The 14691-nt window shown below is 60.4% G+C and carries 14 protein-coding genes; 4 read left to right on the top strand and 10 right to left on the bottom strand.

Annotated elements, in window-relative coordinates; genetic code table 11:
* Positions 1-168: 168 nt before the first annotated feature.
* Positions 169-3639 (top strand): PAS domain-containing hybrid sensor histidine kinase/response regulator, encoded by a 3471-nt coding sequence (locus C2E19_RS09965; protein ID WP_129391176.1) that lies wholly within the window; start codon positions 169-171, stop codon positions 3637-3639.
* A 104-nt stretch (positions 3640-3743) separates the two neighbouring features.
* Here the strand turns inward: C2E19_RS09965 and rmuC are convergent, their stop codons facing one another.
* On the bottom strand, positions 3744-5108 hold the full coding sequence (gene rmuC, locus C2E19_RS09960; protein WP_164979466.1) for a DNA recombination protein RmuC: 1365 nt from the start codon (positions 5106-5108) through the stop codon (positions 3744-3746).
* 181 nt (positions 5109-5289) lie between these two features.
* Complete coding sequence (locus tag C2E19_RS09955; RefSeq protein WP_129391173.1) at positions 5290-5613, bottom strand: sel1 repeat family protein; 324 nt, start codon at positions 5611-5613, stop codon at positions 5290-5292.
* A gap of 962 nt (positions 5614-6575) precedes the next feature.
* Here C2E19_RS09955 and C2E19_RS09945 point away from each other — a divergent pair.
* The 3 genes from C2E19_RS09945 to C2E19_RS09935 all read left to right on the top strand — a co-directional run bounded on the left by C2E19_RS09945 (position 6576) and on the right by C2E19_RS09935 (position 8974).
* Entirely contained in the window at positions 6576-6800 is a 225-nt protein-coding gene (locus C2E19_RS09945; RefSeq protein WP_003214941.1) for a hypothetical protein, read from the top strand.
* A 273-nt stretch (positions 6801-7073) separates the two neighbouring features.
* Positions 7074-7556 carry a hypothetical protein gene (locus C2E19_RS09940; RefSeq protein WP_129391170.1) on the top strand — a complete coding sequence of 161 codons (483 nt, stop codon included), beginning with the start codon at positions 7074-7076 and terminating at the stop codon, positions 7554-7556.
* 146 nt (positions 7557-7702) lie between these two features.
* The gene (locus C2E19_RS09935) at positions 7703-8974 is read left to right on the top strand and encodes an OmpP1/FadL family transporter (protein ID WP_129391167.1); all 1272 of its coding nucleotides are present in this window, start codon (positions 7703-7705) and stop codon (positions 8972-8974) included.
* 203 nt (positions 8975-9177) lie between these two features.
* Here C2E19_RS09935 and C2E19_RS09930 read toward each other — a convergent pair whose 3' ends face one another.
* From C2E19_RS09930 to cobU, 8 genes are all read right to left on the bottom strand, one after another.
* A complete protein-coding gene (locus C2E19_RS09930) occupies positions 9178-9738 on the bottom strand; it encodes a glutathione peroxidase (RefSeq protein WP_129391164.1) in 561 nt (186 codons plus the stop codon).
* Between the two features lie 54 nt (positions 9739-9792).
* Entirely contained in the window at positions 9793-9915 is a 123-nt protein-coding gene (locus C2E19_RS29150; protein ID WP_256661296.1) for a hypothetical protein, read from the bottom strand.
* Entirely contained in the window at positions 9912-11120 is a 1209-nt protein-coding gene (locus C2E19_RS09925) for an MFS transporter (RefSeq protein WP_129391161.1), read from the bottom strand. The genes C2E19_RS29150 and C2E19_RS09925 overlap by 4 nt, the downstream gene beginning before the upstream one ends.
* 53 nt (positions 11121-11173) lie before the next feature.
* Positions 11174-11578 carry a MarR family winged helix-turn-helix transcriptional regulator gene (locus C2E19_RS09920; RefSeq protein ID WP_129391158.1) on the bottom strand — a complete coding sequence of 135 codons (405 nt, stop codon included), beginning with the start codon at positions 11576-11578 and terminating at the stop codon, positions 11174-11176.
* Positions 11579-11704: 126 nt separating this feature from the next.
* Positions 11705-12436, bottom strand: a complete 732-nt coding sequence (locus tag C2E19_RS09915; RefSeq protein ID WP_129391156.1) for an adenosylcobinamide-GDP ribazoletransferase — start codon at positions 12434-12436, stop codon at positions 11705-11707.
* A gap of 1 nt (position 12437) precedes the next feature.
* The gene (cobC, locus tag C2E19_RS09910) at positions 12438-13013 is read right to left on the bottom strand and encodes an alpha-ribazole phosphatase family protein (RefSeq protein ID WP_129391153.1); all 576 of its coding nucleotides are present in this window, start codon (positions 13011-13013) and stop codon (positions 12438-12440) included.
* Entirely contained in the window at positions 13010-14065 is a 1056-nt protein-coding gene (gene cobT, locus C2E19_RS09905) for a nicotinate-nucleotide--dimethylbenzimidazole phosphoribosyltransferase (RefSeq protein ID WP_129391150.1), read from the bottom strand. The genes cobC and cobT overlap by 4 nt, the downstream gene beginning before the upstream one ends.
* Positions 14062-14583, bottom strand: a complete 522-nt coding sequence (gene cobU / locus C2E19_RS09900) for a bifunctional adenosylcobinamide kinase/adenosylcobinamide-phosphate guanylyltransferase (RefSeq protein ID WP_129391147.1) — start codon at positions 14581-14583, stop codon at positions 14062-14064. The genes cobT and cobU overlap by 4 nt, the downstream gene beginning before the upstream one ends.
* Between the last annotated feature and the right edge of the window lie 108 nt (positions 14584-14691).

The raw sequence follows: 14691 nt of genomic DNA, 5'->3' as shown, positions 1-14691 counted from the left end.
AGATTGCAGCGTGCCGCAGCTCCTACAGTTCACCGCAGAACCAGCCGGTTTCACCCCTGCGACACCCCGCCACGCCACGACCTTGGTCGACACTGACTAACCGCCCCGCGCATGCGAGACTGTCCGTCCGGGCAGGAGTGCCGGGGAGTCTTCTGTCGGGAGTGTTGCATGTCGTTGTCCAGCGGGCTGATCGCCGCCGTCGCCCTGGCCTATATGGCCATCATGTTCGCCATCGCCTTCTACGGCGACCGTCGCAGCACGCCGTTGCCGCCGCGCATGCGTGCCTGGGTGTACAGCCTGTCGCTGGCGGTTTATTGCACCAGCTGGACGTTCTTTGGTGCGGTCGGCCAAGCGGCTGAACAACTGTGGTCATTCCTGCCGATTTACCTCGGGCCGATCCTGCTGTTGGTGGGTGCGCCGTGGGTCCTGCAAAAAATGGTGATGATCAGCAAACAGGAGAACATCACCTCCATCGCTGACTTCATCGCCGCACGCTACGGCAAATCGCAATCGCTGGCCGTGGTCGTCGCGCTGATCTGTCTGGTCGGCGTCCTCCCCTACATCGCCTTGCAGCTCAAAGGCATCGTCCTCGGTGTGAACCTGTTGATCGGCGCCGGTGCCGACGCCATGGGCACGCGCGCCCAGGACACGGCGCTGATCGTGTCGCTGGTGCTGGCGCTGTTCACCATTGTCTTCGGTACGCGCAACCTCGATGCCACCGAGCACCACCGTGGCATGGTGCTGGCGATTGCCTTTGAGTCGCTGGTCAAGCTGTTCGCGTTTCTCGCCGTCGGCGCCTTCGTCACCTATGGCCTGTATGACGGTTTCGACGATCTGTTCAATCAAGCGATGCTCGCCCCACGCCTTGAGGAATACTGGAAAGAAACCATCAATTGGCCGTCGATGGTGGTGCAGACCGGCGTGGCGATGATGGCGATCATCTGTCTGCCCCGGCAATTCCACGTCACCGTGGTGGAGAACATCGATCCGCAGGATCTGCGTCTGGCCAAATGGGTGTTTCCGGCGTATCTGGCGTTGGCCGCGCTGTTTGTAGTCCCGATCGCTTTGGCCGGTCAGATGTTGCTGCCCAGCGATGTGTTGCCTGACTCGTTCGTGATCAGCCTGCCGCTGGCGCAAGCGCATCCGGCGCTGGCGATGCTGGCGTTTATCGGCGGCGCATCGGCGGCCACCGGCATGGTGATCGTCGCCAGCGTCGCGTTGTCGACCATGGTCTCCAACGACATGCTGTTGCCGTGGCTGCTGCGGCGCAACAATGCCGAGCGCCCGTTCGAAGTGTTCCGCCAGTGGATGCTCTCGGTGCGCCGCGTGAGCATCGTGGTGATTCTGCTGCTGGCGTATGTCAGCTACCGCTTGCTTGGCTCGACCGCCAGCCTGGCGACCATCGGCCAGATTGCCTTTGCGGCGGTCACCCAATTGGCACCGGCAATGCTCGGCGCGCTGTACTGGAAACAGGCCAACCGCCGTGGCGTGTTTGCCGGGCTTGCTGCCGGTACGTTCCTGTGGTTTTACACGCTGATTCTGCCGATCGCCGCGCACAGCCTTGGCTGGTCGCTGAGCAGTTTCCCTGGCCTGGCCTGGCTGCACAGCAATCCGCTGAACCTGCCGATCACCCCGCTGACCCAAGGTGTGGTGCTGTCGCTGGCAGGTAACTTCACCCTGTTTGCGTGGGTCTCGGTGTTATCGCGTACGCGAGTGTCGGAGCACTGGCAGGCCGGGCGCTTCATCGGTCAGGAGATTAGCGCGCGGCCGAGTGCACGCTCGATGCTCGCGGTACAGATCGACGATCTGCTGCAACTGGCGGCACGTTTTGTCGGTGAAGAACGCGCACGCCAGAGCTTCATTCGTTTCGCTTATCGCCAGGGCAAAGGCTTCAACCCGAACCAGAACGCTGACGGCGAATGGATCGCCCACACCGAACGCTTGCTGGCCGGTGTGCTTGGCGCGTCGTCGACCCGCGCGGTGGTGAAAGCCGCCATCGAAGGTCGGGAAATGCAGCTGGAGGACGTCGTGCGCATCGCCGACGAAGCCTCGGAAGTGCTGCAATTCAACCGCGCCCTGCTGCAAGGCGCGATCGAGAACATCACCCAAGGCATCAGCGTGGTCGACCAGTCGCTGAAACTGGTGGCGTGGAACCGGCGTTATCTCGAGCTGTTCAATTATCCCGACGGTTTGATCAGTGTTGGCCGGCCGATTGCCGACATCATCCGCTACAACGCCGAACGCGGTTTGTGCGGCCCAGGCGAAGCGGAAGTTCACGTCGCTCGCCGCCTGCACTGGATGCGCCAAGGCCGTGCGCACACATCGGAACGGCTGTTCCCCAACGGCCGGGTGATCGAGTTGATCGGCAACCCGATGCCCGGTGGCGGTTTCGTCATGAGTTTTACCGACATCACCGCGTTCCGCGAGGCCGAACAGGCACTGACTGAAGCCAACGAAGGCCTCGAGCAACGCGTCAGCGAACGCACGCAGGAGCTGTCGCAACTCAACGTCGCGCTGACCGAAGCCAAGGGCACTGCCGAGGCCGCGAACCAATCTAAAACCCGCTTCCTCGCGGCAGTCAGTCATGACTTGATGCAACCGCTGAACGCTGCCCGGCTGTTCTCCGCTGCCCTCTCCCATCAGGACGATGGCTTGAGCAGCGAAGCGCAGAAACTGGTGCAACACCTCGACAGTTCGCTGCGTTCGGCAGAAGACCTGATCAGCGATCTGTTGGACATCTCGCGCCTGGAAAACGGCAAGATCAACCCGGATCGCAAGCCGTTTGCGCTCAATGAGCTGTTCGACATTCTCGGCGCCGAATTCAAAGCGCTGGCGCAGGAGCAAGGCTTGAACTTCCGCGTGCGTAGCAGCCATATGCGCATCGACAGCGACAGCAAATTGCTCCGGCGGATTTTGCAGAACTTCCTGACCAACGCGTTCCGCTACGCCAAAGGCCCGGTGCTGCTCGGTGTACGGCGACGCGGGGGAGAATTGTCGTTGGAAGTGTGGGATCGCGGGCCGGGTATTCCGGAAGACAAGCTGCAAGTGATTTTCGAAGAATTCAAACGTCTCGACAGTCATCAGACCCGTGCCGAGAAAGGTCTCGGGCTGGGACTGGCGATTGCCGATGGTCTGTGTCGCGTGCTCGGCCACACGCTGCGTGTACGTTCATGGCCGGGGCGCGGCAGTGTGTTCAGCGTCAGCGTGCCATTGGCGCCAACGCAAGCCGTGCCGGCGAGTGCCACAGTCGAGCTGAATGGCAAGTTGCACAGCGGCGCGCGGGTGCTGTGCATCGACAATGAAGACAGCATTTTGATTGGCATGAACAGTTTGTTGAGTCGTTGGGGTTGCCAGGTGTGGACGGCGCGCAATCGTGAGGAATGTGCGGCGTTGCTCAGCGATGGCGTGCGCCCGCAACTGGCGCTGGTCGACTATCACCTGGACCACGGCGACACCGGCACCGAGCTGATGGCGTGGTTGCGTACGAGCCTCGGCGAGCCGGTACCGGGTGTGGTGATCAGTGCGGATGGGCGACCGGAGACTGTCGCGCAGGTGCATGCGGCGGGGCTGGATTATCTGGCGAAACCGGTGAAACCGGCGGCGTTGCGGGCGTTGTTGAGTCGGTATGTGCCGTTGTAGGTGGTGACTTCACTGACGCCTTCGCGAGCAAGCCCGCTCCCACAGTTTGAAATGCATTCCAATGTGGGAGCGGGCTTGCTCGCGAAGCTTTTGGGCTTTTAGGCTTACTCGGGGAGCTCGACGAGGCCATCGACATCAGTCATCGCCCGCTCCAGCAGATCCGCCGGCAAGCTCTTGCTCGCCCGCGCGCCGAGCAGTTTCAGCTGTTCGCTGCGACTGACCAGGTTGCCGCGCCCTTCAGTGAGTTTGTTGCGCGCGGAACTGTAGGCCTTGTCCAACTGTTGCAGGCGATTGCCGACCTCGTCCAGGTCCTGAATGAACAGCACGAACTTGTCGTACAGCCAACCGGCGCGCTCGGCGATTTCCCGGGCGTTCTGGCTTTGGCGCTCCTGCTTCCACAGGCTGTCGATGACGCGCAAGGTCGCCAGCAAGGTGGTCGGACTGACGATCACGATGTTGCGATCGAAGGCTTCCTGGAACAGTGTCGGCTCGGCCTGCAAGGCGGCAGAAAATGCCGCTTCGATCGGCACGAACAGCAAGACGAAATCGAGACTGTGCAGCCCTTCCAGACGCTTGTAATCCTTGCCGGCCAAGCCTTTGACGTGGTTGCGCAGCGACAGCACATGCTGCTTGATCGCGATCTGCCCGAGCGCGTCATCGTCGGCGGCCACGTACTGCTGATACGCAGTGAGGCTGACCTTGGAATCGACCACTACCTGCTTGTCACCCGGCAGGTAGATAACCACGTCAGGCTGGAAGCGTTCGCCGTCCGGCCCCTTCAGATTGACCTGGGTCTGGTACTCGCGGCCCTTCTCCAGACCGGCGTGCTCAAGCACTCGTTCGAGAATCAGCTCGCCCCAGTTGCCCTGGGTCTTCTGGCCTTTCAGCGCGCGCGTCAGGTTGGTTGCTTCATCGCTCAGGCGCAGGTTCAGCGCCTGCAAACGCTCCAGCTCCTTGGCCAGTGAGAAGCGCTCGCGGGCTTCGGCCTGATAGCTTTCTTCCACGCGTTTTTCGAAGGATTGAATGCGTTCTTTCAATGGATCGAGCAACTGGCCGAGACGTTGCTGGCTGGTTTCGGCAAAACGTTGCTCACGTTCATCGAAGATCTTTCCGGCCAGTTCAGCGAACTGCGCACGCAGCTCATCACGCGAGCCCTGTAGATCATCGAGGCGTTGCTGATGGCTTTCCTGTTGCTCGCGCAGTTCGGCATTCAACGAGGCAGCCTGTGCGTCGAGGCGGCGCAGTTCGGCCTCCTTGTTGGCACGTTCGAGGTTCCAGGCGTGGGAGGCGTCGCGGGCATCGTCGCGCTCGATCTGCAGCAATTCCACCTCCCGGCGCAAGGCCGCGAGGTCAGCCTGCTTGGCGGCGTTGGCCTGGCCAAGATCGGCAATCTCGTCGCGGCTGGCTTCAAGCTGAGCGTTGAGGCCGTCCTGCGCCAGTTGCGCCATGGCCAGGCGCTCTTCGAGCAAGGCGACCTCGGCCTGGCCGTTACTCGTCCGGCGTTGCAGCTGCCAGGCCAGTGCCAGCAACGGCAACCCTGCCGCTGCGAGACCGAGCAATACGCTGGTCAAGTCCATCGCCATAGCCATAGCCATTCCCGCCGATCCGATAAAGCCTGAAGGTTAACCAAGGTGTCAGAACTTGCACAGCTCAGTCTTCGATGAGCCCCAGTTCCTGCTGTGCGCGAAGGTCACCGGCACGGGCAGCCTGACGCAGCAGGTCGTGGCCGATTCGGCGATCTCGGGCATTCCCGCACTCACGGCACATCAACTGACCGAGACGGCTCTGCGCGATGACCACGCCTTCGCGCGCTGGCTGCTTTAACAAACGCCCGGCGAGGTGCTTGGCATTGAGGCTGTCGACCAGGCGCGGACTGTCGAGCAGCCATTCGGCTACACGCACGGAAAATCGCTTGGGGGAGGTAACACGAGGGAATTCTGGGGTAACAGAGTCTGATACTGAGCGAAACTTCATAAAACACTGTGGGACAGATCGGAAGGCGCGCCACTCTACTCTCTTTTTCTTACAGGTAAAGTCGAAAAACAACCCGGCACGCCCGTCCTAGAGCAAGCGCTCGGGACAATCCACAGAAGCTGTGGATAAGTCAGTGGACAACCTCGCTGCAACCCTCGCAAAGCCTTGTGGAATGGGGCTCGCAGTCAAACTGACGATTTTTTCACCAACAAAAAAAAGCCTTTTTTTTCATTGACTTAAACTTTTGATACAGGCACCCATCGGGGTCAGGATTGATATGACAGCGCCGTGACAGTGCGCGCAACTAATGTGCACAAGTACCTGTTACCCGGTTATAACGCTGCGCTTTTTCGGGTCGTTGCGGCACTCGGACTGGGGATAAAGCGCTCTGGCGAGGCCTTTGATGAATTTTTCTTCACCGACCAACGGTCGAAATGTGAGCCAACAAGGGGCATTGCCGCGCAGGCAAAAGCAGATTGCATCGGCGTGTGCAATATTTTTTCACTTCGGGTTTGCATTGCTCAAGTCGATCCGTTAGTATCCGCGGCGTTAGTACCAAGCTGAAAGTCAATTCCGGTCGAACACATCCCCACGGTCAGCCTTCTTCCAAGAAGCCTCTACCGAACAAGCGGGAGCGACCCCTCGATGGTTTCCAGGTAAATCTTGCGACGACACTGCCTTTGAATGATGCAAAGGGTGTTGCGAAGACCACTTACTCTGACCGAACCAACCTGCAAATTGATCAGGATCTTCACCCCGGGCCCAGAACCTTTGCCCTTGATGTGTTGCCTGCCCTCCTAAGTACCTACCTGCCAGCCCAAGCGCGCCAACTTATCAGCGCTTCAAACTGGCTGCTTTGTTCCAGTCGGGTTCTTCGTTCGATCAATGGTGATCGTCGTCACTGGAACGTTTTAACGTTGCACGGTTCTTATCCGTGTCATTTGTAGGAACACCTAATAACTATGTCTACTCAAATCCATACTCAGGATGCCATTCGCACCCTAACCAATGCTTTTGCTCCAATGAACTGCCTGATCATGGCCGCTCGCAAAGGCTGCTTCAGCTTCACCCTGGTCAACGAGCACGGTATCGCCCGCCACAGCGAGCGTCTGTACCCGGATCAATACTCCAGCGCCGAACCGCTGCAGGCTGTGATCGACCGTACCCGTCAGGCACTGGTTGCCTGAAAGCCGAAAAGGCTGCAAAAGCAAAAGCCTCGCACAAAATGCGGGGCTTTTTATTGCCCGATGTTTCACTTTTAGCCCTGGCCGCCTAAGCACCTTCCGATATAACGGTTATAACTCGAAGCCGGAAATATTTTAAAAACAGGCCTTTACGTTGTGAATATGACACTACACTTCAACTTAAGCGGCGTGATCCGCTTGCGGCGAGCCTGAACCGATCCACCGCTGCCAAGGCCCCTTCAGGACTCGCCATCAATAACAAGAACCGAGGGTGTTATGGGTATCGCTGCCAGCGAATTGTGCCGCTACGTGATCCGTCCCACACTGATCTATCTGGGACGTCACTGTGCAACCGCCGAATCCCTGTTGCTGGGCATCGCCGCCAGCCAGTCCGCCCTCGGTTCCGCTCTGCACGACCGCCGTGGCCACGGCCTCTACCGCATTGCCGAGCAACGCCACCAGGCACTCTGGGATGACTATCTGGCGCTTGATCCGGAACGCGCCAGCCTGGTTCGCGGCCTGGCCAGCCAGCATGCTTTTCTGAGTGGCCCGCACCTGGAATTGACCGTGAATCTGCGTTACGCCACAGCCATTGCCTGGCTGCTGGTAGAAGAGCAAAACCCCACCCTCCCCGCCCCGACCGATTTGCTCGGCATGGCGCGAATCTGGCGCCAGACTTTTCAGCCTCAGGGTCGCCTGCGTGACTTCACTTACGCCTGGCAAACCTGTGTTTCACCGCTGAATCAGGTCGCTTGCTGACTCACCAGTTTCAGAAGATCTTCCAACAGGTCGCGAATCTGGTCGGATTGTCCTACAAAACCGCTCTAACTCAAGCCATACGGACTATAGCGCTGGGACGAAAATGTTGGTAATTTTCGCCCCGGTGATCACCAGGAGTTCTAATAATGAAAAAAGTCATGCTCAAAACCACCCTTAGCCTCGCCGTTACCATGGCATCCACGCAGATTTTCGCAGCTGGCTTTGCCATCAACGAACACAGCATTAGCGGGATGGGGACGGGTTACGCCGGGCGATCTTCTTCTGCCGACGACGCAAGCACTGTTTATGGCAACCCTGCCGGCATGTCGCGCATCACGCGTGAACAAGTCACTGGCGGTGTTGCATTCCTCGACGCAAAAACCGATATCAGCGACGCCAGCTCCAGCCCTAACGGCGGCAGCAACAAAGGCGACATGGTGCCCTTCACCTCCGTACCTATGGGCTTCTACGTCAAACCGATCGATGATCACTGGGCCTTCGGTCTCGGTGTTTACGTGCCGTTCGGTCTGATTACCGATTACGAAAACGGCTTTGCCGGCCGTTACTTCGGCAGCAAGTCCGAAGTACAAGTGATCACCTTCCAGCCAACCGTGAGCTACAAGTTCAACGACGTCGTGTCGATCGGTTTCGGCCCGACCATCAACCGCATCGACGGTACCCTGGAATCGAACCTGTCGATCACTCAGGCAGCACCGGACGGCAAGGTCAAGATCAAGGGTGACGACACCGCGCTGGGCTACAACATCGGCGTGCTGGTTCAAGCCACCGACACTACCCGTCTGGGCCTGACCTATCACTCGAAAGTCGACTACAAGCTCGAAGGCAACACCAAGGTCAACTACGGCGCACTGGCCGCAGTCGGTCTGGGTTCCAGCCAGAAGTACGACGCTTCGTTGAAGATCACTACGCCTGAATCCCTGGACTTCTCGGTGACCCAGGCAATCAACGATCAGTGGAACGTCTACGCCGGTTCGACCTTCACCCGTTGGAGCCAGCTGAAGAAAATCACTGTCGAGAACTCGGGCGTGCAGCCGCTGCTGGCCGGTCAGTTCGGCGAGATCACCGAAGACCAGAACTGGCACGACTCCTGGGCTTACGCCGTGGGTACTTCGTATCAGTTGAACAAGGAATGGGTACTGCGTACCGGTCTGACTTTCGACCAGTCGCCGACCAACAACGTCGACCGCTCGCCACGTATCCCGACTGGCGACCGTACGATCTTCAGCATCGGTGCCGGCTGGAGCCCGACCGAAGACCTGACCATCGACGTCGCTTACTCGTACCTGAAGGAAGAGTCGGTGAAGATCCACAACGAAAACGATCGTGGCCAGACCTACGACGCCAAGTATGAAAACTCGGCAAACGGTTTCGGTGTCGGCGCGACCTACCGCTTCTGATGCTGCACGGCGAGGTTGACCCCTCGCCCACAAAAAGCCCCGCTCTCTTTGCAGAAAGCGGGGCTTTTTTGTGCCACATCCGAAACACCACTGATCCAATGTGGGAGCGGGCTTGCTCGCGAAAGCGGTGTGTCAGTTAACCCATGCGTTGGCTGACGGAACGCCTTCGCGAGCAAGCCCGCTCCCACAAAAAGCGCAGCGGGTCATGGCTTGAGGGGTTTCGAGGCGATGGCTTTTTCGATCGCGGCGATGAATTCCGGATCGTCCGGCTTGGTCAGGCTGGAAAAATTGGCGATGACTTTACCTTGGCGATCGACCACGTATTTGTAGAAATTCCACTTCGGCGCGCTGCTCTGCGCGGCGAGCACTTGAAACAGGTGGGTGGCGTCGTCACCACGGACTTTCTGCGGCTCGGTCATGGCGAATGTCACGCCGTAGTTGGCGTAGCAGACCTTGGCGGTCTCGGCGCTGTCCTTGGACTCTTGCTTGAAGTCATTGGAAGGCACGCCGAGCATTTGCAGCCCTTGCGACTCGTAGCGCTTGTGCAGCGCTTCAAGCCCTTCGAACTGAGGGGCAAACCCGCAAAAGCTCGCGGTATTGACCACCACCAAAGGCTTGTCGGCGTACTGCTGACACAGATCGATGGATTCCTTGGCCCGCAATTTGGGTAGCGAGCCTTGTAACAATTCCGGGCAATCGGCGGCCTGGGCAAGGCCAGTCAGCGCCATCAGCAACGCGGGAACAGCACACCAGCGCATCAGCATGTCGAACTTCCTTGAGCAGTCGTCAGGCTTCGACGTTACTCGCCACGCCTGCTTCTAGCAAATGCTCATGCCCAACTGCATCAACGCCAGACCACCCTGATGCCAGCCCCACCACACCAGCGCCAGCAATGCGGCGCCGAGTGCGGCGAGGACGATACGCGGCCAGAATCGACTCATGCGGCGCTCGCAGCGGCTTGCAGGCGGGCGACCGGACGTTCGCGCACAGGCCAGTTCAGCGCGGCCGCCAACAGGCTGAGAAGGACTGCCACTTGCCAGATCAAGTCGTAACTCCCGGTACGGTCGTAAACCACCCCGCCCAACCAGCCGCCGAGGAACGAACCCAGCTGATGGAACAGGAACACGATACCGCCGAGCATGGACAGATTGCGCACGCCAAACAAGGTCGCCACCGTACCGTTGGTCAACGGCACCGTCGACAGCCACAAAAAGCCCATGGCCATGCCGAACAGATAAGCCGAGGTGGTCGTCACCGGTAGCCACAGGAACAGCACGATCACCACCGCACGCAGCAGATACAGCGCAGTCAGCAAACGCGGTTTCGACATGCGCCCGCCGAGCCAGCCAGCGGTGTAAGTGCCGAAGATGTTGAACAGGCCGATCAGCGCCAGCACCGTAGTGCCGACGGAAGCAGGCAGATGCTGATCGACCAGATATGCCGGCAGATGCACACCAATGAATACCACCTGAAAACCGCAGACGAAAAAGCCGAACGCCAGCAACCAGAAACCCGAATGCGAGCAAGCCTCACGCAGCGCCTCGGACAGAGTTTGTTCATGGCCGAGCACCGGCAGCGGTTTGTCCTTGAGCATGCTCACCAGCGGCACGATCAGCGCCACCAGCAAACCCAACACCAACAGCGCTGCTGACCAGCCGAGCCAGCCGATCAGCCCCAGCGTGCCCGGCAACATGGCGAATTGACCGAACGAGCCGGCAGCGCTGGCAATGCCCATGCCCATGCTGCGTTTCTCTGGCGGCACCGCGCGCCCGACCACGCCGAGGATTACCGAGAACGACGTCCCGGACAAGCCGATACCGATCAGTAAACCGGCGCTCAATGACAGCGTCACCGCCGAATCAGACAGCCCCATGCACACCAGACCTACCGCGTAGAGCACTCCACCAACGAGCACCACTTTCGCTGCGCCGAAACGGTCAGCCAAGGCGCCGGTGAACGGCTGCGCCAGGCCCCAGATCAGGTTCTGCAGGGCGATGGCGAAAGCGAACACCTCGCGGCCCCAGCCGAATTGCGCGCTCATTGGTGACAGGAATAAACCGAAACCGTGCCGCACGCCCAATGACAACGCGAGGATCAGCGCACTTCCGACCAACACCCAACCGCACGTACGCCACATCGATGTCATTATTGTTCTCCGCTTGCGGGTATATACCCGCTTGAGTTTGGAAAAAACCGGCCTCAGGCCAGTTCATCCAGCAATTTGAGCAAGGTTTCACGCTTCTCGGCACCCAGCCGATCGATCAATCGCTGCTGCGCCGCCTCCCAGGCCGGCAGCGCATCTGCCAGACGTTGTGCACCGGTTTCGGTGAGCCGGACGATGCGGTTACGCATGTCTTCGCCCTCGGCCAGCGCCACCAGCCCTTCGCCTTCCAGCACGCGCAGATTGCGCCCGAGGGTGCTGCGATCCAGGCCCATGGCCTCAGCAAGTTCGGAAATACTCGGCTGATCCAGACGCTGTAGATTGCACAGCAGAGAATACTGGGCAACGTTGATCCCGAAGCCGTCGAGAGCGCCGTCGTAATGCCTGCTGACGCCACGAGCGGCGCGACGCAGGTTGGTGCACAAACACTGAGATGGAAGCATGATGCGTGTATATACCCGCGACTGTGTTAAATCAAGTTACAGATGAAAAAGATCGCAGCCTTCGGCAGCTCCTACAGGTTTACGCGAACCGATGTAGGAGCTGCCGAAGGCTGCGATCTTTTGATTCTAAATCAGCACAACACCAACCAACACCACCATCTCCAGCAATTCCAGCAACGCCCCCGCCGTATCGCCGGTCGTCCCACCCAGTCGCCGCATCATCACCTGCCGTAGCCAGACAAACACCCCGACAGCAATCACCAGCGCAACGACTGCACTGAACCCGGCGATCAACGCACAGGCCAGCCCACTCAAGCCCAGCACCCACCACCCGGCCTTGCGCGGCAGATGATCCGCCAGCGCCTGCCCCAACCCGCCGGCGCGCACATACGGCGTGGTCAGAAACAACCCCAATAACGCCGCCCGCCCCAGCAACGGCACGATGACCAGGATAATTCCATGCCCTTGCTCGATCAACGCCAGCAGCGCGGCAAACTTCAGCAGCAACACCAGCACCAGCGTGACCACCGCAATCGGCCCGCTGCGCGGGTCCTTCATGATCGTCAGCGTGCGCTCGCGATCACCGAAGCCGCCGAGCCAGGCATCGGCGCTGTCGGCCAGGCCATCGAGGTGCAACGCGCCACTGAGTAACACCCACACCGTCAACAGCAGTGCTGCATGCAGCAACAACGGCGCGCCGGCCAGTGCCATATTCAGCGTCCAGAGGATCATCCCAAACAGCAAACCCACCAGCGGATAAAACAGCAGCGAGCGCCCTAGCTGTTCCGGCTCAGGCATGCCCGGCAACCGAATCGGCAAGCTGCTGAGAAATTGCAGGGCGATCCACAGCGGCAACATGTCAGCGACCTTCCTTGAGTGAACCATCGACCTCGACCGTCAGCGCAAACAACGCGCCATGCCCGACCTCGACATTGAGCAATTGCTCACGCGGCAACCCACGCGCTTGCGCCAGCAACAGGCGCATGACACCGCCGTGACTGATCAGCAAAACCCGCTCATCGGCACAGGCGTCGTGCAGGCGCGTAACGGCTGCCAGCACCCGCGCGGAAAAATCACTGACCGGCTCACCCTGCGGCGGTGTAAACGCATACGGATCGGCCCAGAACAGGCCCAATGCCTCGGCATCGGTCTCCATCAACGCCGCCGCGCTCTGCCCTTCCCACGCGCCGAAATGCAGCTCTTGCAGATCCTTGTCGAGCTGCACCGGCAAATTCAGCTGCTCACCCAGCTCAGCGGCAAACCGCGCGCAACGCTGCAACGGCGAGCTGACCAGACGATCCCACGGCCCGCCCTCGAGCACCGCTGCACGCATCTGCGCCCAGCCGTTCTCGGTGAGCGCATCGTCGAGACTGCCGCGCAATCCGCCACCGAGTTCAGTCTCACCGTGGCGCAGCAGATCCAGATGCAATGTCATGCCGGACGATCCGCAACTGCCGCCTCGGCGAACGTCGCCATTTGCCCGTGCAGGTCGCACGCCAGACGCAACAATGGCACCGCCAACGCCGCACCACTGCCCTCGCCCAGACGCAGGCCAAGTTCCAGCAACGGCTCAGCACCGAGCGCTTCGAGTACGTGACGATGGCCCGGCTCGGCGCCACGATGCCCGAACAACAGCCACTCGCGACACGCAGGATTGAGACGCACCGCGACCAGCGCGGCGACCGTGCAGATAAAGCCGTCGACCAACACCGCAACGCCTTCCTGCGCGCAGGCCAGATAGGCACCGACCAGCGCCGCGATTTCGAAACCGCCAAGGTTGAACAACGTCTGCAACGCATCACCACGTTGCGCCGCGTGCAAGGCCAATGCGCGCTCGATGACTTGCGCTTTGTGGCTGACGCCTTCCGCGTTCAAACCTGTGCCCGGGCCGGTCAGATGCATCACCGGACAATCGAGCAAGGCGCAGGCCAGCGCACTGGCCGCGGTGGTATTGCCGATACCCATTTCGCCGCCGATGAACAACTGAGCGCCAGCCGCTTTCGCGCGCAGCACGCTGTCACGCCCAGCCTGCAAAGCAAGCTCGCCCTGAGCCTGAGTCATCGCCGCGCCCAACACGAAATTCGCCGTGCCCGGGCCGATGTTCAAGTGACGCACACCCGGCAGATTCAGCGACGGCGTCACGGTACCCAGATCGACCACTTCGAGCTGCGCACCCAATTGACGCGCGAGCACACTGATCGCTGCCCCGCCGCTGACAAAGTTCAGCAGCATCTGCCCGGTGACTTCCTGCGGGAACGCCGAAACCCCTTCGGCGACCACCCCGTGATCGCCGGCAAAAATCGCGATCCAGACCTGCTCCAGCGTCGGTTTGACCTGCCCTTGCAGCCCGGCCAGTTGCACCGCCACCGATTCCAGCCGACCCAGCGAGCCGGCCGGTTTGGTCAGTTGCTGCTGCCGCGCCGCCGCTTGTGCAAGCACCTCGGCATGCAGCGGTTGGCACGAATTCAGCCACCACGATTGAGTCATAACGCAGATCCTTTCAAAGTCAGGGGCAAGCCGGCGACCGTCAGCACCACACGCTGACAGCGCTCGGCCAGAGCTTGATGCAGCCAACCGGCTTCATCGACGTAGCGGCGAGTCAATTCGCCCAGCGGCACGACACCCATTCCGGTCTCGTTGCTGACAAAAATGATTTCACCCGGCAGCGCGGCCAGGCATTCGAGCAGGGATTCGCGCTCGGCGGCGAGACGCTCGGCGTCATCGAGCATCAGCAAGTTGGTCAGCCACAGCGTCAGGCAATCGACCAGCAGGCAGCGCTCGGCGCTGGCGTTTTCGCGCAGGACGCGGGCCAGTTCCAATGGTTCTTCGATGAGCGTCCATTCGGCTGGGCGACGGGCGCGGTGATGAGCGACACGGTCGCTCATCTCGCCATCGAGTGGTTGGCTGGTGGCGATGTAGGTGACCGCAAGATTACTGTCGCTGGCGAGTTTTTCAGCCAGACGACTTTTACCGGAGCGGGCGCCGCCGAGGATCAGTTGGAGCATGGGGGACATCCTGAATTTTATGTGTTGGGGCGGCTGACGCTTTCGCGAGCAAGCCCGCTCCCACAGGGGTTAGGTGATCCAATGTGGGAGCGGGCCTGCTCGCGAAGA

It is taken from the genome of Pseudomonas sp. DTU12.3 (assembly GCF_004124275.1).
GTDB classification, from domain to species: Bacteria; Pseudomonadota; Gammaproteobacteria; order Pseudomonadales; family Pseudomonadaceae; genus Aquipseudomonas; species Aquipseudomonas helmanticensis.
The sequence above is the reverse complement of the archived record's forward strand: the minus strand, read 5'-3'. Positions and strand labels throughout refer to the sequence as shown.

Bases quoted from the DNA above. Each gene is read 5' to 3' on its own strand.
- C2E19_RS09915 (WP_129391156.1), bottom strand. From the start codon at position 12,436: ATGTTGCCGCTGTGGATCGCCCTGCAATTTCTCAGCAGCTTGCCGATT.
- C2E19_RS09925 (WP_129391161.1), bottom strand. From the start codon at position 11,120: ATGACATCGATGTGGCGTACGTGCGGTTGGGTGTTGGTCGGAAGTGCG.
- C2E19_RS09940 (WP_129391170.1), top strand. From the start codon at position 7,074: ATGGGTATCGCTGCCAGCGAATTGTGCCGCTACGTGATCCGTCCCACA.
- C2E19_RS09955 (WP_129391173.1), bottom strand. From the start codon at position 5,613: ATGAAGTTTCGCTCAGTATCAGACTCTGTTACCCCAGAATTCCCTCGT.
- cobC (WP_129391153.1), bottom strand. From the start codon at position 13,013: ATGACATTGCATCTGGATCTGCTGCGCCACGGTGAGACTGAACTCGGT.
- C2E19_RS29150 (WP_256661296.1), bottom strand. From the start codon at position 9,915: ATGAGTCGATTCTGGCCGCGTATCGTCCTCGCCGCACTCGGCGCCGCA.
- cobU (WP_129391147.1), bottom strand. From the start codon at position 14,583: ATGCTCCAACTGATCCTCGGCGGCGCCCGCTCCGGTAAAAGTCGTCTG.
- cobT (WP_129391150.1), bottom strand. From the start codon at position 14,065: ATGACTCAATCGTGGTGGCTGAATTCGTGCCAACCGCTGCATGCCGAG.
- C2E19_RS09920 (WP_129391158.1), bottom strand. From the start codon at position 11,578: ATGCTTCCATCTCAGTGTTTGTGCACCAACCTGCGTCGCGCCGCTCGT.
- C2E19_RS09930 (WP_129391164.1), bottom strand. From the start codon at position 9,738: ATGCTGATGCGCTGGTGTGCTGTTCCCGCGTTGCTGATGGCGCTGACT.
- C2E19_RS09945 (WP_003214941.1), top strand. From the start codon at position 6,576: ATGTCTACTCAAATCCATACTCAGGATGCCATTCGCACCCTAACCAAT.
- C2E19_RS09965 (WP_129391176.1), top strand. From the start codon at position 169: ATGTCGTTGTCCAGCGGGCTGATCGCCGCCGTCGCCCTGGCCTATATG.
- C2E19_RS09935 (WP_129391167.1), top strand. From the start codon at position 7,703: ATGAAAAAAGTCATGCTCAAAACCACCCTTAGCCTCGCCGTTACCATG.